Genomic DNA, 24,855 nt, shown 5'->3' on the forward strand with positions numbered 1-24,855 from the left:
TTCCCACAGGGTAAGGGGCTCCTACAGAGCATGCAGGCGGCGGGGAGCCGCTGACCTGCGGCTTAATCTTTCTCCAGCCGACGGATCGTTCGAAACCCCACATGCTCGGTGGCCAGGTTGGCTTCCTGGCGCTCACGTGCCGCGACCCGGTAGCGCATGCAGTAGTTGGACGCACAAATGAACGAGCCGCCTTTGATGACTTGCCGCGGCACCCCAAGGATGGGCGTGAAGCCGAGCCGGGCGGGGTCACCGTTGGTATGGTTCTGCAGGGTGCCGGTGTACACGTCGGTCGTCCATTCCCAGAGGTTGCCGATCATGTCGAACAGGCCATACCCATTGGGCGTGAAGCAGCCGACCGGGGCGACGCCCGGGTAGCCGTCGGTGGCGGCGTTATCGAAGGGAAAGATGCCTTGCCAGTAGTTCGCGGTGGGCTTGCCCTGGGCATCCACCGGCGCAAGCGCGCCTTGCTCGCCGTCGCGCCCGCCTCGGGCGGCATACTCCCATTCGGCCTCGGTGGGCAGCTCATTACCCAGCCAATGGGCGTAGGCTTCGGCGTCCTCCAGCGTCACCAGCGCTACGGGCTGATTGGCGGACACCGGCTTGGCCTGAGCCGGCCCGGCGGGCTGACGCCAGCTGGCCCCGGCTACGAAATGCCACCACGGCATGGACTGCTCGCTCAGTTGCGCCTGGGTCGGCACCTGAAACAGCGCGGCGCCGCCGGTGCGTTCGGCCTCCGTGACGTAGCCGGTGGCCGCCACGAACGCCGCGAACTGGGCCTGGCTCACCTCAGTACGGTCGATCATGAAGCTCCCGACCTCGGCCGTGCCCAGCATCACTTCATCCGGGTAACCCTGCTGGCTGCCGGGCCGGTAGACGCCACCCTCGATTCGTTGCATGCCGGCCAGCGGGTTGGCCGGCCAGCCTGCGGGAATACCGTTGTAGCGCGAGCAACCCTGCGGCGCACCCAAGGGCGCGTCGCTCGACGGTAGCTGCCGCAGGCCGAGCAGCGCCCCCACCAGCGCGACCGCCAGCAGCCCGGCCAGCGCTGCGTGCCTCGCTCGGGTCATGGCGCCGTGGCTGCCGCCGGTGGCACCACTACACCCACCTGGCGCGCGTAGGCTTGCCAGGCAAGGCGCAGCCGTTGAAGCGTTTCAGGCTGGCTGGCAGCCAGGTCATTGCGCTCGCCGCGGTCCTTGGCCATGTCGAACAGCTGCCAGTTCAATGGTTGCGGAGCGCCGCCGAACCCGGGCTGCGGGCGCATCCCCAGCAGCTTGAGGTTGCCCTCACGGTAGTAGAGGTTGCCGAAGAGCTCACCGGCCAGCACGGGCGCCTCGCCGTGGGGCGCACCTTGGCCTTCGAGCATGGGCAGCATGCTCTTGCCAGTAATCGGATGCTTGGGCTGGCCTTGATAGCTGCTGCCCGGGTCGCCCATATGGGCAAGCGCCAGGAACGTCGGTGCCAGGTCATCGACGCGAGCGATACCGCGCTCCATGCCCTGGCGACGCAACGCCGCAGGCAGCTGCACGATCGCCGGCACGCTGATACCGCCCTCGGCGGTGGTGCCTTTGAACAGGTGGAAGGGCGCCGCGCTCACCTCAGCCCAGCGCACGCCGTAATCAATCTGCGAGCCTGGCTTGCCCAGGTTGGCCAGGCTGTTGTCAGTGTGTGGGCCTCGTGGATAGAACTGTTCGTGGCGCTCGGCGGCCGCGCCGTTATCAGACATGAACAGGATCAGCGTGTTGTCCAATTGCCCACTCTGTTTGAGGTAATCGAGCAACCGCCCCACGTTATGATCGAGGTTGTCGACCATGGCCGCATACACTTCCATCTTGCGCGCTTCAATCGCCTTGCCTTGCGCATCGAGCTGCTCCCAGGCAGGCAATTGGGGGTTGGCAGGAAGCGGCTGTGCCGGCTCGAAATCCTGCGGCAGGATACCTAGCTGCTTTTGCCGCTCGATCCGCGCCAGGCGCACCGGGTCGTAACCCTGGTCATAGCGGCCACGGTATTTTTCAAGGTAGGCAGCCGGCGCTTGCAGTGGCCAGTGAGGCGAGGTGAAGGCCGCGTAGGCGAAGAAGGGTTTGCCATTCTTTTCACCCGCCTGGAGGTAGCTGATCAGCTTGTCGGTGTAGAAATCAGTGGAATAGAAGTCATCCGGCAGCTCGGCGGGCTTGCCGTCCTCGCGGTAGTGCACCTGCTCGATTTTGGTGGGGTCCACGTTGGCGGGCTTGAAGTGTGATGCGCCGCCTTCGAGCAGGGTGAACGAATGCTCGAAACCGCGGGCGTCCGGCCCTTGGCCTGGCTCCAGGCCCAAATGCCATTTGCCGACCATCTGGGTGCTGTAGCCGCCGTCTTTGAGCAGTTGCGCGATAGAGTGGGACTGCTGATTGAGGTACCCCTCATAGCCCGGCTTGCCTTGCTGGAAGGGCAACAGCCCCTCGGCCATGCTGCCGAGGCCCGCCAGGTGATTGTCGGTGCCGGACATCAGCATCGAACGGGTGGGCGAGCACGTGGGCGCGGCGTACATGTTAGTGAGCACCAGTCCCTGCTTGGCCAGGGCGTCGAGGTTGGGCGTATGGATCTCACCGCCGAAGGCACCCAGGTCGGAATAGCCCAGGTCATCGGCCAGTATCAGTAGAATATTGGGCCGCGTATCGGGGCGTTCGCTGGCGGTGACAGAGAGCGTGGGGCAAGTCGCGACAAACAGCAGGCTCAGCGCGAATCGCTGCCACGCAGTGCGGGATTGGGTCATGAAAAGCTCCGGATGAATGACTGAAGGCAGGCGAGGGCGGCCACGGCACACGACAGGCGCGCAGCGGCCGCTTCAATGCTCAGCGAACGCCTTGCCCGGCCATGGCGGCGGGCGAAAACTCCGACGCGTTGTACTGGTCGACCACCTTGTATTGCGAAGGCAGGCCGGCGTACACGTTCTGGATAAACCAGGCGCCGGACGTCAGGTCATAGAAGCCCGAAGACAGCTGCGCCTGGGCGGGAATGTCCGGCATGTCCGCAGGCAAAGACCACAGAGTCTTGGCCAGGTGGCCGTCCGCATCCCAGCGGTCGGCGAGCAGCGCCTGCCAGGTGTCTTCATCCAGGTAGTAACGGCCCTTGGGCAGCTGGTGCCGCTTGCCCGGGGCCAGGTCGGCATCGATCACCCATACCCGGTGCAGCTCCCAACGCACGTAGTCGGGGTTGAGGTGATGGGCGCCCAGCAGGTCTTCAGGCTTGGCGGCAGCCTGGAACTTGTTGGTGTTGTAGGGGATGTACATCTCCTTCTTGCCCACCAGCTTCCAGTTGAAGCGGTCGATCCGGCCGGCGAACACGCTCAGTTCGTCAAAGCTCATCACCCCGGCGGTAGCGGGCGTGGGCGTATCGCAGCAGGCATTGGGGAGCTTGCGCACGCGGCGCTGGCCTGTCAGGTACACATGGGCCGCGGACTTTTCAGCATCGATGTTGGTGTGGCCGATGATCTGCTCGCCGGCCCGGATGGGTGGCCCGGCGTTGACCATGCGGAACAGCCAGTACTCGCCCTCGAAGGTCTCCGGGCTGCCGTTGGAGAAGTAGTAGGGCATCTGCTGGATGGCATTGCCGTCCGTGGTCATCACGGGCTTGCCATCGGCGGTGATCAGGTAGTGGCGGAAGTGCATTTCCAGCGCCGTACCGCGCCAGTTCAGCAGGTGGTTCCAGATGGCCTCGGCGCCGTTCTGCGGGATCGGGAACGGGATGCCCCCGTAGGCGCCTTTGGGCACCGGGCCACTTTCACTCTCGGCCATGGACGCGCGGGTCGCGTTCTTGAAGGTGTTGTCGTACACCCACTGAGGCGCCGCTGCGGTGCGGTGAGTGGGGTATACGTCGATACGGTAGGTATCCGGGAAGCGCTTGAACATCTCCTTGCTGCCGTCGCTCACCTTGTCGGCATATTGGGCGAGGTTCTTGGCGGTGATGCTGAACAGCGGCTTTTCGGCGGCGAAGGGGTCGAGCCGTTTGCCGCCCGGCTTGTAGGCCGGGTCCACATGGGTGTCACCGCCGGTCCAGGCCGGGATGCTGCCGTCGGCGTTGCCGGCGCGCTCCGCACCCATCGGGGTAAGGGTACTGTTGAGCTTGGCGGCGTCTGCGGCGGAGGCGGCCACACCGAGCGGCGCGTGGAGCACCCAGGCGCTCAACATGGCCAGGCTGAGGGTCTTCAGGGTCGTCTGGAGGGTCATGGGCAGCCCTTAGTAGGTCGTTTTAACGGAGAAGGCCAGGTAGTCCCGGTCCTTCAGCGATTGCAGGTAATTGAACTGCGACGTGGCGTTCAGGTTGGTGTCTTCGGGGCCGTAGTAGTGGGTGTAGGTGAGCCCGAATGTGACGCGGTCCATATAGGTGGCGGTGACGCCGATGTTCATGTCGCCGCCGTTGTCGGTTCCGAAGCTGCTCACCACCGAGGACTTGCCCAGCGGGAAGTAGCTCGCCCCCATGGGTACGCTTACATCGATGCCAGGGAACAGCTGGCGGTAGGTGGGGGTGTAGACAAAGCGCAACCCCAGGCCGTCATCGGTGGCGCCGGGGTCCAGCGCCGAACGGTTTTTGGTCACGCTCAGCAGGTGGTTCCAGGCGACCTCTGCAGCCAGGCTGCTTTCTTCGGCGATGAACGACGGGCCAAGCGAGGCGAGCACGTTGAGGTTGATGTGCGCGGTGCGCCCTACGGCGTACAGCGGATGGTCACTGTTGTCCGCGCCACTGCCGGCGATCACCGTCTGGCCGTTGGACACCAGCGGCATGTTCCAGCGCAGAGACGCTTCGCCGGCAAAGCTGTACTCATCCACCGTGGTGGCGAAGCTGGCGCCCAGTGCGCGGATGTCTTCGGGGTACACCCAGTAGTAATCGCCCACCTGGCCGGTGGCGAAGTTCGGCCCGGTGGCGCTGCTGCGCAGGTACAGCTTGGGGCTTTTGTCGTGGTACTGGATGGCGTACAGGCCGTAGTCCACCGACTCCCCGGCAAAGCGCAGCTGCAAGCCGCCCTGGCCGGTATCGCGGGCATCCTTGTCCTTGCCATGGAAGAACGCCGCCGGGCTGTCGGCGCTGCCACCCAGCGCGGAGGGGAAGGGCGCGCCCACGATCAGCCGCTCGTTGCCTTCGCCAATGGTGTCACTGCTGGAAAAGTAACTGCCCGCGCCAGGCAAGCGGTTTTCTTCCCACTCCAGTTGATAGAACGCGCCCAGCGAGATGTCATCGGTGAGCTGGAAAGTGCCGGACAGTTGATTGACCGGGCGGGTGATTTCCTTGAACTGGGTATTGGGCACCGACTGTGCCTTCACGATATCGACCGGGGCCATGCCGCCGGCAATGCCGTTGGCGCCGAAAAACAGGCTTTCACCCCAGATCAGTCCGTGGCGGCCGGCGCGTACCGACACTGCCTTGTCACTCAACTGGCCGTTCCAGTACACAAACGCGTCCAGTACCTCGGCATCACCGCCGTGCAGGTGGCGGGTATCGTCTGTGAATTCGTCATAGCCCACGGAACGGGCGTTGGCACGGCTCGCATCGTTGTTGTCGTTGTCGCCCTGGTACACCGTGTCGTACCAACCCGCCGCGCTCACACGCGCACCCACCTGGCGGTAGGCCAGGTCCAGCTCCGAGAGAATATCCAGGCGGTTGGAGATCAGCCCCTTGCCGAAGGCCCGGTCGCCGTCGTCCTGGTTCAAGGCGGTCTGCCCCGAGGTCAGCTTGTTGCTTGGGCTTTTGGTCCGCCATGCGTTGCTGTATTTGAAGGTGTTGTCCCAGCGAAGCTTGATGTCGGATTCGCCCGTGTCGATTTCCATCGCCTGAGCAAGGGGTGCCGACAGTAGCACCGCCGCCACCAACGCCATTTTGTGTGAGCCGTGCCGCATCCGCAGGGCGCGCCTTGGCCGGTTGATCGAGCAACCTGTCATAGGGTGAACCTCTTGTTGTTGTGAATTATTGCGAGGTGCCAGGGCGGCGCGGCGAAAGCTCGCAGGTGTCGGCCTGGGGAAGATAGCGGTCGGGCAGTAAGGGTGCGGGGGCGTTCGAAAAGCTCATTCCAATCCCTCGGGTTCTTGTTTTTATGGCAATGCATGCGGGGCATTTTTGTGAGCGAAGCCTGCCACCGGGTTACGGATTTTTACTAATCGCGTGACCGGATAAGACGTATGGCCAAATTCGATACCCAAGTGAAATCAGGCTGGAACAGCCGAGATAAGAGCGGCTCAGGCCAAATTCCTGTGGATCCACGGATGACTGCGTATTCGAATCTGCCTTGACTTCAACGGTAGTAATGGCTTTCTATGGATCCATACAACTACAAGAACCCGGAGAGCCTCATGTATCCAAAAAACACCTGGTACGTTGCTTGTACGCCTGACGAACTTGCTGAAAAACCCCTCGGCCGGCAGATTTGCGGGGAAAAGATCGTGTTCTACCGGGGTGCGGAAGGCCAGGTTGCGGCCGTGGAAAACTTCTGCCCACACCGTGGCGCGCCCCTGTCATTGGGCTATGTGAAAGACGGCAAGCTGGTGTGCGGGTATCACGGCCTGGTGATGGGCTGCGACGGCAAGACCGTAGAGATGCCCGGCCAGCGCGTGCGTGGCTTTCCTTGTAACAAAGCCTACGCAGTGGTGGAGCGGCACGGGTTTGTGTGGGTATGGCCGGGTGACCAGGACAAGGCCAACCCTCAACTCATCCCCCACCTGGAATGGGCTGAAAGTGACGATTGGGCTTACGGCGGCGGGCTGTTCCACATCGGCTGTGATTACCGGTTGATGATCGACAACCTGATGGACCTCACCCATGAAACCTACGTGCATGCCTCCAGCATCGGGCAGAAGGAAATCGATGAAGCCGCCCCGGTGACCACGGTGCAGGGCGACGAGGTAGTGACTGCCCGGCACATGGAGAACATCATGCCCCCGCCGTTCTGGCGCATGGCCCTGCGCGGCAACAACCTGGCCGATGATGTGCCGGTCGACCGCTGGCAGATCTGCCGGTTCAGCCCGCCCAGCCACGTGCTGATCGAAGTGGGCGTCGCCCATGCGGGCAAGGGGGGCTACCACGCGCAACCTGAGCACAAGGCATCGAGCATCGTGGTGGATTTCATCACCCCGGAAACCGAGACCTCCATCTGGTATTTCTGGGGCATGGCGCGCAACTTCAACCCAGGTGACGAGGCGCTGACCGCGAGCATCCGCGAAGGGCAGCGCACGATCTTCAGCGAAGACCTGGAGATGCTTGAACAGCAACAGCAAAACCTTCTCGCGCACCCTGATCGCAACCTGCTGAAGCTCAATATCGACGCCGGCGGCGTACAAGCACGGCGGATGCTGGATCGGATTATCGCCCGGGAGCGGTCACCTGAAATCGTGCTTGAGGGTGCGCAACAATGAGCGGGCCAGCCATGCTAGACGTCGTGGTCACTGCGCGCAGCCATGAAGCGCTGGATATCTACAGCTACGTACTGACCGCAGCCGATGGCGGGAGCCTGCCTGCCTTTACCGCCGGGGCCCACGTTGACGTGCACTTGCCTGGCGGCCTGATCCGCCAGTACTCCCTATGCAACGCTCCGGGTGAGCGCAACCGGTATCAGATTGGGGTGCTCAAGGACGCCGCCTCCCGTGGCGGCTCGCAGTGCATGCACGAGCGTATCGACGTGGGTGAGCGCCTGCGGATCAGCGAACCACGCAATCACTTCCCGTTGGTGCCCGAAGCTCGCCGCAGCCTGCTGTTCGCGGGCGGGATCGGTATCACGCCGCTACTGTGCATGGCCGAGCATTTGGCCGCAAACGGTGAAGATTTCGAGCTCCACTACTGCGCCCGTTCAGAACGGCACGCAGCATTCCTGGAGCGGCTCGGCGGGTCGGTGTTTAAGGGCAAGGTAGTGGTGCATTTCGACGAAATGGCCGATACCCACCTGGATGCCGCCCGTGTGCTTGCTGCCCCCAACTCCGGAACGCACCTGTACGTGTGCGGGCCGGGCGGCTTCATGCAACACATTCTGGATACCGCCGCAGCCCAGGGCTGGGCGCCCGGGCAGCTGCACCGCGAGTACTTCGCCGCCGCACCCGTAGGCCCTCAGGCCGCCGGGCACTTTTCCGTAAAACTGGCCAACAGTGATCAGGTATTCGACATCGGGCCGGACGAAACCGTGGTTCAGGTGCTGGAGCGCCACGGTGTGGACATTCCTGTTTCATGTGAACAGGGCGTATGCGGCACCTGCCTCACGCGCGTGCTGGAAGGGGAAGTGGACCACCGGGACCTGTTTCTCACAGAGGACGAGCAGGCCGCGAACGATCAGTTCACGCCGTGCTGTTCAAGGGCAAAGTCACCGCTGTTGGTGCTCGACCTCTGACTGCCTGCGAGGGTCTCATTTGCCACGCGATATCACGGTGAAGTCCGGGCTGCCCTCAGCCTCGCCGAACACCTTGGCGTAACGCAGGGTGGCATTGGCGTGCTCGCGCATGATGGCCTCGGCGCGAGCACCCTGGCGGTTGCTCAGGGCGTCGTACACGGCGTGATGCTGCATGTGGGCGAAATTGAAGCGGCGGTATTCGCGCACCATGGCATGGCGATCGATCGCCAGCGCCGAGACCGAGGCGAAGGGGCGGTGATCATTGCGGGCAAGCGCTTCGGCAATCGCCGCATTGCCACTGCTGGCGACGATCACCTGATGAAAGCGCATGTTGAGGTCGTGGTACACCTCAAGGTCCTGCTCGGTGACATACCCCTTGGCAAACAGGGCATCCCCTTGTTCCAGGCATTCGAGCAACGCCGCGTGCGCCTGCTCGGACAGCCCCCGTTCGGCACTCTGCCGCGCGGCCAGGCCCTCCAGCACCCCGCGTACCTCAACGGCGTTGGCGATATCGTCCGCGCTCAGCGCCCGCACTTGAAAGCCGCGGCCGCCGTGGCGTACCAGCAGCCCCTCTTGCTCCAGGGTGCGGAAGGCAATACGCACTGGCATCCGCGATACGCCGAAGCGCTCGGCGGTAGGAATTTCCATCAGCCGCTCGCCGGCGGCCAGCTCGCCAGAAGCAATCATCTTGCGCAGTGCGACCAGCACCAATTGGCCCGGCTTGGTCATTGAATGCGATTCCCTGTCAATGGCCGGCTATGGTACAGCACCGGCATTGCCGCGAGAAACAACGCCTGCCGGGTTCACCTCAGGCTGGCGAGGCACCCTCATAAGCGTCCTGCAGCAGCTGACGTATCCCGGCCGCTTCGATAGGGCGGGGGTTCCAGTAAGGGTTGGACAGGGCAATGTCGGTGGCGCGGTCCAGGTCGGCCTCGGTCAGCCCCAACGCTTTCAAACTGGTAGGTGCGCCCAGGGAACTGGACAGCTTGAATAGCGCAGCGGCTGGGCTGCAGTCGTGATCATCCAAGGCCCGGTTGATGCGCGACAGTGCCGGCGCCGCGCCTTGGTTGTAGGCAATGGCATGGGGCAGCACGATGGTGTGGGTCTGGGCGTGGGGAAGGTTGAAGCTGCCGCCCAGCGTGTGGCACAACTTGTGGTGCAAGGCCATGCCCACATTCCCCAACACCGTGCCGCACAGCCACGCGCCGTAGAGGCAGTCGCCGCGTGCGTCGAGGTCCTCAGGCGCCTGATAGATACGCTTCATGCCCTGGGCCAACGCGCGAATGCCTTCTTCGGCCATCAACGACATCACCGGGTTGCCATCTTGCGCATACAGGCCTTCCGCCGCGTGGGCGATGGCGTTCATGCCGCTGGTGATGGACATCTCAAGCGGCAGGCTGACTGTCAGCGAAGGGTCATAGATGACTGTTCGGGGCAGTACCCGCGGGTCCTTCCCGGTGCGTTTGAGGCCGTTTTCGGTCAAGCCATAGACCGGGGTCATTTCCGAGCCCGCGTAGGTGGTGGGAATCGCCAGGATGGGCAAGCCCGAATCCATGGCAATGGCCTTGCCAAGGCCTGTGGTAGAACCGCCACCGATGGCGACGGCGCAGTCCGCGCCCAGTTCACGCGCCACCTCGCGGGCCGTGCGCGCCGTCTCGATCGGCACATGCATCACCGCCTTGTCGAAGATAGCCGCAGCACGATCCCCCAGCAATGCGGCCACTTGCTCGGCCTGGGCGCGCTGTTCGGGGGTACAAAGCACCAGGGCGCGGCGGGCACCGAGGCGGTCTATTTCGGCCTCGAGCTGGGCGAGCGAGCCTTTGCCGAGAATCACCCGTGAAGGTTGGCCGTTATAAACGAAGTCCGGTGTAGCCATGGAAGTACTCTCCTGTACCTGGGATAGGGGCGCCTGAACCCGAGAACTGCACGGGGTGGTCAGGCAGGTGCTAGGACAAAATCGAATTCGAGCGTATGGAAGGGCGCCTGGCTGACCACGCCATTGGGCTGTGGCCCGGGCGGATGCTGTTTCCATTCGGCAATCAACCCAGCGCGCACGCCAAACAGGGCATCACAGGCCAGATAAGGGTCGCCTTCCTGGAATACGGACGTGGTGAGCGGTCGATAGCCTGCCGCGTCGATCTCAAAGGTCATGTGAGCCGGCCGCCACGCCGGGCGATCAAGGGCTTGGAGCAAATCGTTGACTGGCCCTTGGGCTAGCATTCGCTGCGGCTGTGGCATCGCACATGCGAACCGGAAAGTGCCGCCACCATCGGCTTGCAACAAGGCTGCTGGCGCCGATGGGTTACCTGACGCTGTAACGCGCACCCTGGCGTGGGGTATCGGCTTGCCCATCGGATCGCGAACGGTGCCGTGCACCCAGCCACGAGGGCCGGGCACGCTTGCACTGATGTCCGCATCAAGGTCATGAAGCGCGGCTGCGGCGCCAGGCCGTTGTTCCAATGCGGCGGGCTCCGTGCAGCCGCCCGGCCTGGCCGAGTGTTGGGCCAGCACCAGCGTGGACAAACCCAGCACATGGGACAGCAGCGCCAGCTCGCAGTGGCTGGCCGAACTTGCCTGGCCGGCCTGCTGAAGAAACGCAACGCCTTGCCGCCATTCGTGCTCGCTCAGCCGAATATCCCGCGCAAAGGCATGGAGGTGCTGCACAAGGCTGGTCATCACCTCGTTCAATCGCGCATTCGGCGCATTGCGATGTGTGGCCAGTACCGCCTGTGTGATTGTGGTTTCGTCCAGGTTGCGCATGGTGACTGCTCTTCTAGCCTGATGCGCTGAACGTTATAGTTCCACGAGCCGTTAAAAAAGGCCGGTTATGGAATTGTTTATTTCACTGATGAAAAACTAGAAGGGAACGCCGATGGACCGTCTCACTGAGCTGGAACTGTTCGTACTCACGGCCGAAGTAGGCACCCTGAGCAAGGCGGCGGAGATTCTGGGGCTGTCCAACGCCGCCGCCAGCAGGCATTTGGTGGCCTTGGAGCAGCGGTTGAACGTGCGGCTGATCGACCGCAATACGCGACGGCTGGCACTCACTCATTCAGGGCATCAGTTTTATACAAGCTGCAAAAGCCTGCTGGGCGAGCTCAAGGAGGCCGAAGCGTCGCTGACCGAGTCCTTGGTGCAGCCGATGGGCACCTTGACCATCACGTCCTCCATATCCTTCTGCATGCTGCATATCGCGCCGCTGATTCCGGCGTTTCGCAAGTTGTACCCCCACATCAATGTGAAGGTACTGGGTGAGAACCGCTATTTCGACATCATCGACAGCGAGATAGACCTCGCCATCAGAACCCGCGAGTACGAGCCGGATTCCAACATCACCATCCGCCGGCTGGCTGAAACGCGCCGCGTGCTGGCGGCAGCCCCTGGTTATCTTCAACGTAAGGGTATACCGCAAACGGTTGAGGACCTGGCCAACCACGACTTGCTGATCTACAGCCATGCCAACCAGCCGCGGGTAATGCGGTTCACCCGGGGCAGCGAGGAAGTGGCCTATAAGGTTGACCCTATCTTGGAAACCAACGACGGGCAGATCGTGCGGGCCGCGGCGCTGGCGGGTGGGGGCATCCTGGTGCAGCCAAAATACATCATCAATGCCGACCTGGTGGCCGGGCGCCTGATACCCGTGCTGGACGACTGGGACCTGCCGCGGCTGATCATCAATATGGCCTTTCAAAGCCGCCGCTACATGCCCACCAAGCTGCGAGTATTCATCGACTTCCTGTTGGCTGATTTCAACACCCACCAGTATGAGCGCCACTGGACCCGTTGAGCGGTTCAGATCATTCCCGGCTACGCGCGGTTCACACCTCGCGCGCCACTCAAGCGATCCGGACCTCTGAGTCACTGCTGGCTATCAGTTTTCCACCAGGCGGAAAACACATTTGCCGCATGCGCGTTTGTTTTCCGTTTCATTGGCAGTAATCTCGACCTCACTGAGCGTACACACAATTTCAATAAAGGTTGACCTCATGTCCGACTACCCAGCAGTACGTAGCGCGTCGTCGAAGATCCTCTGGCGTATCGCGGCCATTACCACCATGGGCTCGTTGGGGTTCGGCTACGACACCGGCGTTATTTCCGGTGCGCTGCCCTTTATGTCGCTCGACGCCGCCCAAGGCGGCCTCGGGTTGACCCCGGTATCCGAAGGGCTTGTAGCATCGGCGCTGATTTTTGGCGGGGCACTGGGCGCGTTGTTCGCGGGGCAGTTGTCCGACCGTTATGGCCGCCTGGGTGTGCTCAAGGGCCTGGCCTTGTTGTTTGCCATCGGCGCACTGGGCACTGCCTGCTCTCCCGATTTGACCACCATGATCGTCACCCGCTTCATCCTTGGCATCGCAGTGGGCGGCGCGTCGTCAGCGGTGCCGGTGCTGATCGCGGAGCTGGCAGCCCCCCGGCATCGTGGCCGCCTGGTGTGTCAGAGTGAATTGATGATTGTCTCCGGGCAATGCCTGGCCTATGTGGCCAGCGCCGGTCTGGCCCACCTGTTCGACAGCCCGATCATCTGGCGGTACATGCTCGCCATCGCTTTGGTGCCGGCGGCGCTGCTCTATGTCGGCATGCACTTTGTGCCCGCGTCGCCCCGCTGGCTGGTCAGCAAGGGGCGCATCGCCGAGGCCAAAGCCACGCTTTCGGGCATCCGCGACACCCAGCGCGAAGCCGACCTGGAAATGAAGGCAATCGTTACCCAGCACAGGCTGGAACGGCGCCACGGCAGTGCCTGGAGCGCCCTCAAGGCACCGTGGATGCTCAAGTTGTTGGCCATCGGGATCGGGCTGGGCTTCGTTATCCAGTTCACCGGCGTCAACGCCTTCATGTATTACACGCCGATGATCCTCAAGGAAACCGGCATGGGCACCCACGCCGCGCTGGTCGCGACCATTGGCAATGGGGTGGTCTCGGTAGTGGCTACGCTGATTGGTATGTGGGTGATCAACCGCATGGGCCGCCGCAGCATGCTGTTGCTGGGGCTGACGGTAGTGGTACTGGCGCAGATCTTCCTCGGCGTGGTGGTCAACTTCTTGCCGCACTCGCTGATGCAGAGCTACCTGGCGCTGTCTGGCGTGCTGGTCTTCCTGTTCTTCATGCAGATGTGCATCGGCCCGGTGTACTGGCTGCTGATGTCGGAAATATTCCCCACCCATGCCCGTGGTTTGATGAACGGCATTGCGGTAGGCATTTTCTGGGTATTCAACGCGATCGTGGCGTTCGTGTTCCCGATCCTGCTCAGCCAGTTCGGTGGCATGACGTTCTTCCTCTTCGCGGTCATCAACATTGGCTCCATTGTGTTCTGCAGCCTCTGGCTGCCCGAGACCAAAGGCCTGAGCCTGGAAGAAATCGAGACACTGATGGAACAGCGCCTCAGCGGCGGCAAACGTATCCCCGACGCGGCCCGGGCCTGCTGAATCTACATGGCAAATGTCGGCCCTTGCGCCTTCGGGCAAGCCGGCCTTCACGAATACGTGCAAAAGGTGAACACCATGAATGCGCAACTGGATGCTGAATCGCCCATTGGCGGGATGTTCGAAGAGGAACGCTCGGCCGACATCGTGAACGCTCGTATTGGCAAGGGCGCCGACGCCCGGTTGAGCGAAGTGATGGCGGTGCTCACGCGGCACCTGCATGCCGCGATCAAAGAGATCGAGCCCACCCATGAGGAATGGTTCAAGGCCATCGAGTTCCTGACCCGCACCGGCCAGATGTGCACCGACTGGCGCCAGGAGTACATCCTGCTGTCCGACGTGCTGGGCGCGACCATGTTGGTGGATGCGATCAATCACCGGCGGCCCACCGGCGCCACGCCCAACACCATCCTGGGCCCATTCTATGTGGCTGACGCCCCGCGCTACGAAAACGGCGCCAACATCTGCCTGGACGGCAAGGGCGAACCTACGCTGGTCAGCGGCCGGGTGCTGGACACCCAAGGCAAGCCTATCGCCGGGGCCACCCTGGACGTTTGGCAAACCAACGATGACGGCTTTTACGATGTGCAGCAAAAGGGCGTACAGCCGGACTACAACCTGCGCGGCCTGTTCACCAGCGATGAAAACGGGTTCTACGCCTTTCGCACGGTGAAGCCGCGGCACTACCCGATCCCGGCGGATGGCCCCGTGGGCAAGCTGCTCAGGGACCTGGGGCGGCACCCCAACCGCGCGGCGCACCTGCACTTTATCGTGACCGCGCCCGGCTACGACCAGGTGATCACCCACATCTTCACGCCCGATTGCCCGTATCTGCGTGAAGACACGGTGTTCGGCGTTAAAAAGGAGCTGGTGGCGCGGTTTACCACCGAGACCGACCCCGGCGTCGCCCAACGATACGATTTGCAAACGCCTTTCCTGGCTGTGAACTGGGATTTTGTCCTCACCCCGGCCTGACCTCCCAACGATTGCTCATCAACTTTGACCCAAGTGACCACCATGCCCAATAACAATGTAGAACTGCTGGCTGCTTATTGGACCCTCGCGGGCGACACCTACCCGGGCGCACCGAGCGAAATTGCCACGCATTCCCTCCAGGCGAGGGCCGAAGCCGCAGCCAAGGCCGGCTGGCGTGGCATGGGGCTGCTGCATGCAGACCTGTTGCATAACCTGGAAAAGCTGGGCCTGCCTACCATGCGCAACATCTTCAAGGACAATGGCATCAAGTTCCTCGAAGTCGAGTTTCTCACCGACTGGCACCTGCAGGGCGCGCCGCGGGCGGCCTCTGACAAAATGCGCGATGAACTGCTGGAACTCGCCGGCGAGCTGGGCGCGCACAACATGAAAGTGGCCGGTGGCCTGTTCGAGGAAGGCCCGCCTGATGTTTCGCTGATGCGAGACAGCTTCGCCATCCTGTGTGACCGCGCGCAGCCCTTCGGCGTGAACGTGGTGATCGAGTTCCTGCCGTTCTCCAGCGTTAACACGATCGACCGCGCCATTGCCGTGACAGAAGGCGTGCGCCCCAACGGTGGCCTGCTGGTCGATACCTGGCACGTGGCTCGCGGCGGCATGCAATTCGATGAAATTGCCAAGTTGCCGCTCGAATTGGTGAAGTCCATCGAGCTCGATGACGCCAACCACAAGATCGTCGAATCCCTGTTCAACGATTCCACTCACCATCGCAAGTTCTGCGGCGACGGCGAGCTGGACGTTCCGGCGTTCATTCAACAGGTGGTGAACCTGGGCTACCGCGGGCCATGGGGTGTGGAATTGATCAGCGCCGAATGCCGCAAGCTGCCATTGGAAGTGGCGGCCAAGCGAGCCTTCGATACCACCATCGCCCAGTTCGAGAACATCCGTTTTCCGGCCTAGAAACAAGCCGCAGGCGTCCTCTTACAACAATCAACAAGCACATCTGGAGAAGTACCATGGTAGGTATCGCAGTTTTGGGCGCTGGGCGCATCGGCAAGATCCACGCCGCTAACGTGGCCGCCAGCAAGCTGGCGACACTGGTGGCGGTGGCAGACCCCTTCGCGGACGCGGCCGCCAGCCTGGCGGATGAGCTTGGCACGCAAGCCATGACCGATTGCGAAGCCGCCATCGACCGCCCCGACGTAGACGCCATCGTGATCGGCACCCCGACGCACACCCATATCAACCTGATGCTGCGCGCGGTGCGCCAGGGCAAGGCGGTGCTGTGCGAGAAGCCGATCGACCTGGACATGGCCAAGAGCCTGGCGGCGGTGGAGGAAGTGGAGCGGCTCAATGGCCGGGTAATGCTGGCCTTCAACCGCCGCTTCGAGACCACCTTCGCGCAGATGCGCGCCGCCATTGACGCCGGTGACATCGGCGACGTGCGCCAGGTCATCATCAGCAGCCGTGACCCTGGCCTGGCACCCGAGGACTACATCAAGCATTCCGGTGGGATCTTCCGCGACATGACTATCCACGACCTGGACATCGGCCGTTGGCTGCTGGGCGAGGAGCCGGTGGAATTGAGCGCGATCGGCAGCCGCCTGGTGAACTCGCCACTGATGGAAAAATACGACGACTACGACACCGCGATGGTGCACATGCAGACGGCCTCCGGCAAACAGTGCCACATCAACAACTGCCGTCAGGCCGTGTACGGGTACGACCAGCGCATCGAAGTGTTCGGCTCCAAAGGCATGTTGCAAATGGACAACCTGCGGCCCACCACCATCCGCCGCTGGAGCCAGGACGTAACGGATGCGCGCGAGCCGCTGCTGAACTTTTTCCTCGAGCGTTACCAGCAGGCCTACAAGGCAGAACTGGAGGCTTACATCGACGCCCTGGCGTACAACAAACCAATGCCGACCACCGTGCAGGATGGCTTGCAGGCCTTGCGCCTGGCCGACGCCGCGGTGGAATCGGTTGCCACCGGCCGTGCAGTGCGCCTGTAAGCGGTTCGCGCTCAATTCTGGACAGCATCATCAGGAGAACCTCATGTCCTATCAACTTCAGAGCGGTACGACCATCGGCGTGGCCTGCCTGGGCATCACTCACCCACATACCTCGGGCCGGGTGAAAGCATTCCAGCGTATGGCCGATGTGCAGTTCCTCGGTGCCTTCGACGACAGCCCCTTGCTTGAACCGTTCTGTGACGCGTTGGGCCTGCAGGCACGCAGCAAGGAGGAGATCCTTGCCGACCCTAACGTGCATGTGGTGCTGGTGCATCCCAAAAGCTATCTGATGGCCGACTGGGCTATCGAGGCCCTGAACGCCGGCAAGGCGGTGCTGTGTGAAAAACCGGCAGGCCGCGGTAGCCAGGACACCAGCAGAATCGTCGAGGCAGTGGAGCGCACCAATGGGCTGTTCCAGGTGGGCTACTGCTGGCGCTACGCGCCGTCGGTTGAAAAGATGCAGCAAGTGCTCGAGAGCGGTGAGATCGGCAAGGTGCTGCAAGTGCGCGCCCATGCCGGCTGCTCCCATGACGAGGCAGACACCAACCACATGAAGCAGCCCGGGGACCGCGGCGGCGCCTTTTATGTGATCGGCTGCCACACCATCGACCGGATCCTGCTGCACTTCGGCAAGCCTCGCTCGGTCAACGCCCGCATCACCAAGTTTGCCGGGCAAATGAGCGAATCCGCCCGGGAAGACGCGGTAGGCGCGGTGCTCAACTATGACGACAAGCTGATCACCATCGACTTCATGTCATGGGACCCGATGCCCTGGACCGAGAGCTGGGACATCACCGCCTATGGCACCCATGGGGTGATGCATTCCACCCCCATGCCAGCGTCGTACAAGCTGTACCACGACGGCAAGAACGGCTATCAGCAGGGCTGGACGCACTGGAACGAGAACAGCTTCCCGGAAATCTGGGCAGTGCGCAAAACCGTGTACTCGCCGGAAATCGCCGAGATCGGCAACCCGGTGTACTTCGATCGTGAGGCCGCTGCGTTCGTGAAGTCGTTGCGCACAGGCAGTCCCTCCACCGTGCCGGCCACGCAGGCACACAACATCAACGTGATCCTCGAAGCGCTGTTCGAGTCCGCTGATGCCAACGGCCAGGAAGTTTCACTGGCCTGGTAACCCGATAGCCGTCCGAGTACGCAACGCCTGCTTCACCGGCCTCGATTTCGAGGCCGGTCGGGCGTTTGCACCCTCGAGAATTCACAACAACAACAAAAGCTGAGGGCATCATGCACAAGATCATCAAACTGGTTGCAACTGTGGCGCTGGGGCTGGCCGTTGCGGCGTGCTCCAAGCAAGACGCCAATACCAAGGGCACGGTAGGGATCGCCCTGCCGTCCAAGACCGAGGCGCGCTGGGTGTCGGACGGCAGCAGCATCGTCGACTCGTTGAAAAAACTGGGCTACGACACCGACCTGCAATACGCCCAGTACGAGGCGCCCACGCAGCTCTCGCAGATCGAGAACATGATGGTCAAGGGCGTGAAAGCGTTGATCGTGGCGCCCATCGACGGCACCACCATGGCCGATGTGCTCAAGCAGGCAAAGGAGAAAGGCATCAAGGTCATTTCCTACGACCGCCTGATCCGCAATTCCAAGGACTTCGACTACTACGTTACCTTCGATAACTTCCGCACCGGGGTACTGCAGGGCCAGTCCATCGTCGATGCGCTGGCGCTCAAGCAAGGCAAGGGCCCGTTCAACCTGGAGATCTTTGCCGGCTCCACCGACGATAACAACGCTCACGTGGTGTACGCCGGGGTGATGTCCCAGCTCAAGCCCTACATCGACAGCGGCAAGCTGGTGGTGCGAAGCGGCCAGGTAGACATCGACAAGACCGCCACCCCGAACTGGGACGGCGCCCTGGCCCAGGCGCGTATGGACAACCTGTTGAGCGCTTTCTACGGCACCGCCCACCTGGATGCGGTACTGGCCATGAACGACCAGATCGCCAACGGGGTGGTGTCCTCGCTGCGCGGGGTAGGGTATGGCAGCGGCAAGAGCGCGATGCCCATCGTGACGGGCCAGGATGCCGAAATCTCCAGCGTGAAGTCGATCATCGCCGGTAACCAGTCCTCCACGGTGTTCAAGGACACCCGTGCCCTGGCCGGTGCCGCGGCGCAGATGACCGACGCGGCCTTGACCGGCCAGACCGTGAGCGTCAACGACACCAAGTCCTACGACAACGGCTCGATGGTGGTGCCTACCCAGTTGCTCACGCCCCAGCTGGTGGATCGCAGCAACTGGCAGAAAATCCTCGTGGACGACACCAAGTTCTACACCGCCGAGCAGCTGCGCTAGGCACCGCGCACGTCAACGCCATCGGCTTGCCCCCTGGGCAGGAGAGAGCACATGAGCAAAACCATTCTCGACATGCGGGACATCCAGAAAAGCTTCGGGCCGGTCAAGGCGCTGACCCGGGTCAGCCTCTCGGTGGGCGAAGGCGAAATCCACGCCATCTGCGGCGAAAACGGCGCGGGCAAATCCACGCTGATGAAAATACTCAGCGGCGTGTACCCCCATGGCAGCTTCGAGGGGCAGATCATTTTCGACGGCCAGCCGAGGAGCTTTCACAACCTGCGCGACAGCGAGGCCCTGGGTATCTGCATCATCCACCAGGAACTGGCTCTGGTACCGATGCTGTCGATCACCGAAAACCTGTTCCTGGGCAACGAAATTGCCAGCCGAGGCGTGATCGACTGGGACAAGGCGCACCGGCTCGCCCGAGGGCTGCTTGATCGCGTAGGCCTGGACGTGCGGCCGCAGACGCTCGTTGCCAACCTGGGCATCGGCCAGCAACAGATGGTGGAAATTGCCAAGGCGCTGGCCAAGAACGTGCGGTTGCTGATCCTCGACGAGCCCACCGCCAGCCTCAATGAAAAGGACAGCGACACCTTGCTCAAGCTCATGCTGGAGCTCAAGGGGCGCGGAATCACGTCAATCATCATTTCCCACAAGCTCAACGAGATCGGCCGGGTGGCGGACGAAATCACGGTGATTCGCGACGGCAGCACCGTGGATGTCATCGACTGCCGAAGCGCGCCCATCGACGACGCCCGGGTTATCCGCTCTATGGTCGGCCGGGAGCTGTCCGACCGTTACCCCAGGCGAGAAGCCAGCATCGGCGAGGTGCTGTTCGAGGTCGAGGGCTGGTCGGTGGGTGACCCCGAGCATGCTGGGCGAGACCGGATTCGCGACATCACCTTCAACGTGCGCCGCGGCGAAGTGGTCGGCATTGCCGGGCTGATGGGCGCCGGCCGCACGGAACTGGCGATGAGCGTATTCGGCCGCTCCTACGGCACCCGCATCCGCGGCAAGGCCCGCCTGGAAGGCCGCGAGGTGGACGTAAGCACCGTGCGCAAGGCCATCGACCTGGGGCTGGCCTACGCCACCGAGGACCGCAAGGGCGCGGGGCTGGTGCTGGGCGACAGCATTACCCGCAACACCACCCTGGCCAACCTGGCAGCGGTGTCCCGGCGCTGGGTAATGGACGGGGCGGCTGAAACCAACGTTGCGGAGGACTACCGCACGCGTTTGCACATCCGCTGCCCAGGGGTGGATCAGCCCGTGGAAAAGCTATCGGGTGGCAACCAGCAAAAAGTGGTATTGGGCAAATGGCTGTTCTCCAACCCCAAGGTGCTGATCCTCGATGAACCCACGCGGGGCATTGATGTGGGCGCCAAGTACGAGATCTATGGCGTGGTCAATCAGGTGGTAAGCGAGGGCAGAGGGGTGGTGATGATTTCCTCTGAAATGCCGGAACTGCTGGGTACCTGCGACCGCATTTATGTGATGAACGAAGGGCGCTTCGTGGGCGAGTTCCCGATAGCCGAAGCCTCTCAGGAAAAGATCATGCAAGCGATCATGAATAACGAGGTGACCCCATGAGCGAAGCCACGCTGCCGCTTTCCACCAAACCCACGGCGCTTACCTCGTTCAAGCGTGGCGCGCGTGAATATGGCCTGCTGGCCTCGCTGATCGTGATCATGGTGTTCTTCCAGGTAGCCACCGGCGGGGCCTTGATGCAGCCGCTGAACCTGACCAACCTGCTGCTGCAAAACAGCTACATCGTGGTGATGGCGCTGGGCATGCTGATGGTGATCGTGTGTGGGCACATCGACCTGTCGGTGGGCTCGGTGGTCGGGGTGATCGGCGCCCTGGCTGCAGTGCTGATGGTGCAGTACCGGATGGATTTCTTCAGTGTGTCGCTGATCTGCCTGCTGGCAGGCGGGTTGATCGGTGCCGCACAGGGCTATTGGGTGGCGGTGTGGCGGATGCCTTCGTTCATCGTCACGCTGGCGGGCATGCTGATCTTCCGCGGCGCCACTATCGCCATTTCCCAGGGGCAATCTATCGGGCCGTTCCCACCGGCCTTCACGGCCCTCAGTTCCGGCTTCATACCGGAGCTGTTCGCGTACGCCGACCTGCGGATCACGTCTCTGCTGCTGGGCGCGGCCGTGGCGGCGATGTTCTGGGCCGTGGAGTATCGCAGCCGCCGAAAAGCCGCCAAAAGCGGCGCGTCAGTAGGGCCCATGGCCTTGTTCGCGCTGAAGAACGGCGTGATCGCCGCGCTGATCGTCTACTTCTGTTACCTGCTGTCGACCTACCGCGGCATTCCCACCGTGATGGTCATCATGAGTGTGCTGGTGGCTATCTACACCTTCGTGATGAACCGCACTGTGATCGGCCGCTGGGTCTACGCCGTGGGGGGCAACCTCAAGGCCGCCAAACTGTCCGGCATCAACACCTCACGCGTGACCTTCTTCGCCTTCGTCAACATGGGTGTGCTGGCGGCGGTGGCCGGGCTGATTTTCGTGGCCCGCCTCAACAGCGCCACGCCGCGGGGCGGTACCGGCTTCGAGCTGGACGTGATCGCTGCCGTGTTCATCGGCGGCGCCTCGGCATCGGGGGGTGTGGGCAAAGTAGTGGGCGTGGTCATCGGGGCGTTCATCATGGGCGTGCTGAACAACGGCATGTCGATCATGGGGATCGGGATCGACTATCAGCAGATGATCAAGGGCGCGGTGTTGCTGGCAGCGGTGTTCGTGGATGTGTACCAGAAGAGCAAGGCCTGACGGTCGCGGCAGCCTATTTTCAGAGAGACAGCGATGATCAAGCACATAGTGATGTGGAACCTTGCAGGCACCACCCCGGAAGAAACTCGACAAGCCTGTTTCTACCTCAAGGAGCTGTTCGAGGGGCTGGCCGGGCGCATACCCGGCCTTCTCAAGGTAGAAGTAGGCGTTGATTTCAGCCGAATCGACTACGCCTGTGACGTAGTGCTTTATACGGAATTCGATTCGGCGCAATCGCTCGCCGGTTATGCCGAGCACCCGGAACACCTTCGCGTGCGCAAGGCGCTTGGCAACTCGCGCATCGCCCGACATCAGGTCGATTACATCGTTGAATAAGGGATGAGCGGCCTCCCGCCCCTCAAACAATGGCAGAATCCCCTGACTGAAACGTTTCGGAGACTGCCATGCTTCGTTCATTCGAACGCCGCCTCGACCCTTTCCCGCCTGATGAAATACCGCCACCGCCGGACGGCCTGGCCCGTTTTCTCTGGGCCTGCACCCGTGGCGCGCGGGGGTATATCCTTGCAATGGCGGTGTTCAGCGCCGGTGTGTCGATCTACGAAGCCTGGCTGTTTTCCTTCCTCGGCCAGGTTGTGGACCAGCTCTCGGCCTGGCAGGCGGGTGGCGCGGCGGCCATCGAAGAAAAACGTGTGTTGTGGAGCATCGCGATCGTGTTGCTAACCAGCATCGGATTGGTGGCGCTGCGCACGATGGTTCAGCACCAGGTGTTGGCGATCAACCTCCCGCTGCGGCTGCGCTGGGATTTCCATCGGCTGATGCTCAGGCAAAGCCTGTCGTTCTTTTCGGACGAATTCTCTGGCCGGGTGACCACCAAGGTGATGCAAACCGCGCTCGCGGTGCGTGAGGTGCTGTTCACGGTAATCGAGATTGCCCCGGGGATTGGGGTGTATTTCATCGCGATCATTGCGCTGGCCGGTGGCTTCGACCTCAAGCTGATGCTGCCCTTCGTTGCATGGATTGTGCTGTTCGGGTTGGCCATGTGGTACTTCGTGCCCCGCTTGGGCAAGGTGGGGCAGGAACAGGCCCATGCGCGGTCGTCCATGACGGGCCGCATTTCCGATGCCTACACCAACATCACCACGGTAAAGCTGTTCTCCCATTCCCGGCGCGAGGCGCATTTTGCGCGGGCGGCCATGGAAGATTTCAAACACACAGGCTTTCGCCAGATGCGCCTGGTGAGCCAGTTCGAGATCGTCAACCAGGCGCTGGTGGTAGGGCTGATTCTCGGTGCCGGCGGCTATGCCCTGTGGCTGTGGCACCAGGGCGAAGTGGGCACCGGCGCCGTGGCGGCGATCACCGCCATGGCCTTGCGCATCAATGGCATGTCGCACTGGATCATGTGGCAGATGACCACGCTGTTCGAGAACATCGGCACCGTGCAGGACGGGATGTCGACCCTTACCCGCGGGCCCAAGGTGCAGGACGCGCCGGGCGCGGGCGTGTTGCAGACCACCGGCGGGGCGGTGGTGTTCGATAACGTGAGCTTCAACTACAACGGCGAGCGGCAGGTGCTCGATGGCCTGAACCTGGCCATACATCCTGGCGAGAAGATCGGCCTGGTAGGCCGTTCGGGTGCGGGCAAATCGACCTTGATCAACCTGCTGCTGCGCTTTTACGACGTGGACAGCGGCGAAATCCGCATCGATGGGCAGAACATCGCCAAGGTGACCCAGGACAGCTTGCGCAGCGCCATCGGCATGGTGACCCAGGACACCTCGCTGCTTCACCGCTCAATCCGCGACAACATCGCCTACGGCCGGCCCGATGCCACCGACGAGCAAGTACACCGCGCCGCGGTCAACGCCCAGGCCGACGGGTTCATCAGCCAGCTCAGCGACAAACAGGGCCACAGTGGCTACGACACGCTGGTGGGCGAGCGCGGTATCAAGCTCTCCGGTGGCCAACGACAACGTATCGCTATCGCCCGGGTGATGCTCAAGAACGCACCAATCCTGCTGCTGGACGAGGCCACCAGCGCGCTGGATTCGGAGGTGGAAGTCGCCATCCAGGAAAGCCTCGACGAAATGATGCAGGGCAAGACGGTGATTGCCATCGCGCACCGGCTGTCCACCATCGCGGCCATGGACCGGCTGATCGTGATGGATCAAGGGCGTATCGTGGAGCAGGGCACCCACGCCCAACTCCTCGAGAAGAATGGCACCTATGCCCGGCTGTGGCGGCACCAGAGCGGTGGCTTCCTGGGCGAGGATCAGGCGGTGGCAGAAGAAATGGAGTAGCGGCGCGCCTAACGGGCGGCGACTCACGGCGCGGGGCCCGTTACAATGGCTTCTTTTGCCTGAGCATCCTGTAATGACCGAAGCACAACGCCTGTCTCGCCGCCTGATAGAACTGGTCGGCTGCTCCCGTCGCGAGGCGGAGATGTACATCGAGGGGGGCTGGGTCACCGTGGATGGCGAGGTGGTGGACGCACCCCAGGCCCAGGTACAGCCCACGCAGCAAGTGGTGTTATTGCCGGGCGCCAAGGCCGAGCCGCCGGAACCGGTCACGCTCCTGCTGAATCAGGGCCCTGGCCTGGATGAGGACAGTGCCTTGGCGTCCATCACGCCAGACAGCCAGGCGCCAGCGTTCGACACGGGCAAGCGGGTGCTCAAAAGCCACTTTCACCGCCTGCAATGCCTGGCGCCACTTCAAGCTGGCGCCACCGGCCTGCAGGTGTTCACCCAGGACTGGCGCATTGCGCGCAAGCTTACCGCCGAGTTCGGCAAGCTAGAGCAGGAATACGTTGTGGAAGTGCAGGGCACCCTGCGCGAAGGCGGCCTTGAGCGGCTCAAGCGCGGCGCGATGCATAAGGGGCAGGCATTACCTGCCGCCAAAGCCAGCTGGCAGAACGAAACCCACTTGCGGATTGCCATCAAGGCGCCGACGCCCGGGTTGATCGCCTTGTTGTGCACGGCGGTCGGCCTCACGCCGGTGACGATGCGCCGGTTGCGCCTGGGCGGCGTGCCAATGGGCAAGCTGCCGGTGGGGCAATGGCGCTACCTCACAGGGCAAGAACGGTTCTGAATGCAACTGTACAAAGCGCCTCC

At 62.6% G+C, this 24,855-nt stretch carries 21 protein-coding genes; 14 read left to right on the plus strand and 7 right to left on the minus strand.

Annotated features, from left to right (window positions below):
• Positions 1 to 62: 62 nt before the first annotated feature.
• The 4 genes from G7016_RS06750 to G7016_RS06765 all read right to left on the minus strand — a co-directional run bounded on the left by G7016_RS06750 (position 63) and on the right by G7016_RS06765 (position 5,846).
• On the minus strand, positions 63 to 1,067 hold the full coding sequence (locus tag G7016_RS06750; protein WP_181112070.1) for an SUMF1/EgtB/PvdO family nonheme iron enzyme: 1,005 nt from the start codon (positions 1,065 to 1,067) through the stop codon (positions 63 to 65).
• Complete coding sequence (locus tag G7016_RS06755; protein ID WP_181112071.1) at positions 1,064 to 2,749, minus strand: arylsulfatase; 1,686 nt, start codon at positions 2,747 to 2,749, stop codon at positions 1,064 to 1,066. Before G7016_RS06755 ends, G7016_RS06750 begins: the two co-directional genes overlap by 4 nt.
• Before the next feature lie 79 nt (positions 2,750 to 2,828).
• Positions 2,829 to 4,202, minus strand: a complete 1,374-nt coding sequence (locus G7016_RS06760; protein ID WP_181112072.1) for a DUF1329 domain-containing protein — start codon at positions 4,200 to 4,202, stop codon at positions 2,829 to 2,831.
• A 9-nt stretch (positions 4,203 to 4,211) separates the two neighbouring features.
• Entirely contained in the window at positions 4,212 to 5,846 is a 1,635-nt protein-coding gene (locus G7016_RS06765) for a DUF1302 domain-containing protein (RefSeq protein ID WP_258195091.1), read from the minus strand.
• 471 nt (positions 5,847 to 6,317) lie between these two features.
• Between G7016_RS06765 and G7016_RS06770 the strand changes: the two genes are divergently transcribed.
• Together G7016_RS06770 and G7016_RS06775 are read left to right on the plus strand one after the other, a co-directional pair.
• Entirely contained in the window at positions 6,318 to 7,376 is a 1,059-nt protein-coding gene (locus G7016_RS06770; RefSeq protein ID WP_181112074.1) for an aromatic ring-hydroxylating dioxygenase subunit alpha, read from the plus strand.
• An 11-nt stretch (positions 7,377 to 7,387) separates the two neighbouring features.
• Positions 7,388 to 8,338, plus strand: a complete 951-nt coding sequence (locus G7016_RS06775; protein ID WP_181112075.1) for a PDR/VanB family oxidoreductase — start codon at positions 7,388 to 7,390, stop codon at positions 8,336 to 8,338.
• Between the two features lie 15 nt (positions 8,339 to 8,353).
• Here G7016_RS06775 and G7016_RS06780 read toward each other — a convergent pair whose 3' ends face one another.
• The 3 genes from G7016_RS06780 to G7016_RS06790 form a co-directional block, all read right to left on the minus strand.
• On the minus strand, positions 8,354 to 9,067 hold the full coding sequence (locus G7016_RS06780) for a GntR family transcriptional regulator (RefSeq protein ID WP_181112076.1): 714 nt from the start codon (positions 9,065 to 9,067) through the stop codon (positions 8,354 to 8,356).
• A 79-nt stretch (positions 9,068 to 9,146) separates the two neighbouring features.
• A complete protein-coding gene (locus tag G7016_RS06785; RefSeq protein ID WP_181112077.1) occupies positions 9,147 to 10,214 on the minus strand; it encodes a maleylacetate reductase in 1,068 nt (355 codons plus the stop codon).
• Positions 10,215 to 10,273: 59 nt separating this feature from the next.
• Complete coding sequence (locus tag G7016_RS06790) at positions 10,274 to 11,098, minus strand: dioxygenase (RefSeq protein WP_181112078.1); 825 nt, start codon at positions 11,096 to 11,098, stop codon at positions 10,274 to 10,276.
• Positions 11,099 to 11,210: 112 nt separating this feature from the next.
• On the opposite strand from G7016_RS06790, the gene G7016_RS06795 reads away from it, so the two are divergent.
• From G7016_RS06795 to G7016_RS06850, 12 genes are all read left to right on the plus strand, one after another.
• The gene (locus G7016_RS06795; protein ID WP_181112079.1) at positions 11,211 to 12,125 is read left to right on the plus strand and encodes a LysR family transcriptional regulator; all 915 of its coding nucleotides are present in this window, start codon (positions 11,211 to 11,213) and stop codon (positions 12,123 to 12,125) included.
• 199 nt (positions 12,126 to 12,324) lie between these two features.
• Positions 12,325 to 13,758: a sugar porter family MFS transporter gene (locus G7016_RS06800; RefSeq protein WP_181112080.1), complete on the plus strand. Its 1,434-nt coding sequence runs from the start codon at positions 12,325 to 12,327 to the stop codon at positions 13,756 to 13,758.
• A 75-nt stretch (positions 13,759 to 13,833) separates the two neighbouring features.
• Positions 13,834 to 14,730: an intradiol ring-cleavage dioxygenase gene (locus tag G7016_RS06805; protein ID WP_181112081.1), complete on the plus strand. Its 897-nt coding sequence runs from the start codon at positions 13,834 to 13,836 to the stop codon at positions 14,728 to 14,730.
• A gap of 42 nt (positions 14,731 to 14,772) precedes the next feature.
• Complete coding sequence (locus tag G7016_RS06810; protein ID WP_181112082.1) at positions 14,773 to 15,645, plus strand: sugar phosphate isomerase/epimerase family protein; 873 nt, start codon at positions 14,773 to 14,775, stop codon at positions 15,643 to 15,645.
• A gap of 56 nt (positions 15,646 to 15,701) precedes the next feature.
• A complete protein-coding gene (iolG, locus tag G7016_RS06815) occupies positions 15,702 to 16,697 on the plus strand; it encodes an inositol 2-dehydrogenase (protein ID WP_181112083.1) in 996 nt (331 codons plus the stop codon).
• 43 nt (positions 16,698 to 16,740) lie between these two features.
• A complete protein-coding gene (locus tag G7016_RS06820; protein WP_181112084.1) occupies positions 16,741 to 17,832 on the plus strand; it encodes a Gfo/Idh/MocA family protein in 1,092 nt (363 codons plus the stop codon).
• A 110-nt stretch (positions 17,833 to 17,942) separates the two neighbouring features.
• The gene (gene chvE / locus G7016_RS06825) at positions 17,943 to 19,013 is read left to right on the plus strand and encodes a multiple monosaccharide ABC transporter substrate-binding protein (RefSeq protein WP_181112085.1); all 1,071 of its coding nucleotides are present in this window, start codon (positions 17,943 to 17,945) and stop codon (positions 19,011 to 19,013) included.
• A gap of 51 nt (positions 19,014 to 19,064) precedes the next feature.
• The gene (gene mmsA, locus G7016_RS06830; RefSeq protein WP_181112086.1) at positions 19,065 to 20,600 is read left to right on the plus strand and encodes a multiple monosaccharide ABC transporter ATP-binding protein; all 1,536 of its coding nucleotides are present in this window, start codon (positions 19,065 to 19,067) and stop codon (positions 20,598 to 20,600) included.
• Positions 20,597 to 21,787, plus strand: a complete 1,191-nt coding sequence (mmsB, locus tag G7016_RS06835) for a multiple monosaccharide ABC transporter permease (RefSeq protein ID WP_181112087.1) — start codon at positions 20,597 to 20,599, stop codon at positions 21,785 to 21,787. Before mmsA ends, mmsB begins: the two co-directional genes overlap by 4 nt.
• Before the next feature lie 33 nt (positions 21,788 to 21,820).
• Entirely contained in the window at positions 21,821 to 22,123 is a 303-nt protein-coding gene (locus G7016_RS06840; protein ID WP_181112088.1) for a Dabb family protein, read from the plus strand.
• Between the two features lie 68 nt (positions 22,124 to 22,191).
• Positions 22,192 to 24,045, plus strand: a complete 1,854-nt coding sequence (locus G7016_RS06845) for an ABC transporter ATP-binding protein (protein WP_181112089.1) — start codon at positions 22,192 to 22,194, stop codon at positions 24,043 to 24,045.
• A gap of 73 nt (positions 24,046 to 24,118) precedes the next feature.
• Positions 24,119 to 24,832, plus strand: coding sequence for an rRNA pseudouridine synthase (locus G7016_RS06850; RefSeq protein WP_181112090.1), 714 nt, complete (start codon positions 24,119 to 24,121; stop codon positions 24,830 to 24,832).
• Positions 24,833 to 24,855 lie beyond the last annotated feature (23 nt).

This window comes from Pseudomonas japonica (assembly GCF_013522925.1).
GTDB lineage: Bacteria > Pseudomonadota > Gammaproteobacteria > Pseudomonadales > Pseudomonadaceae > Aquipseudomonas > Aquipseudomonas japonica_A.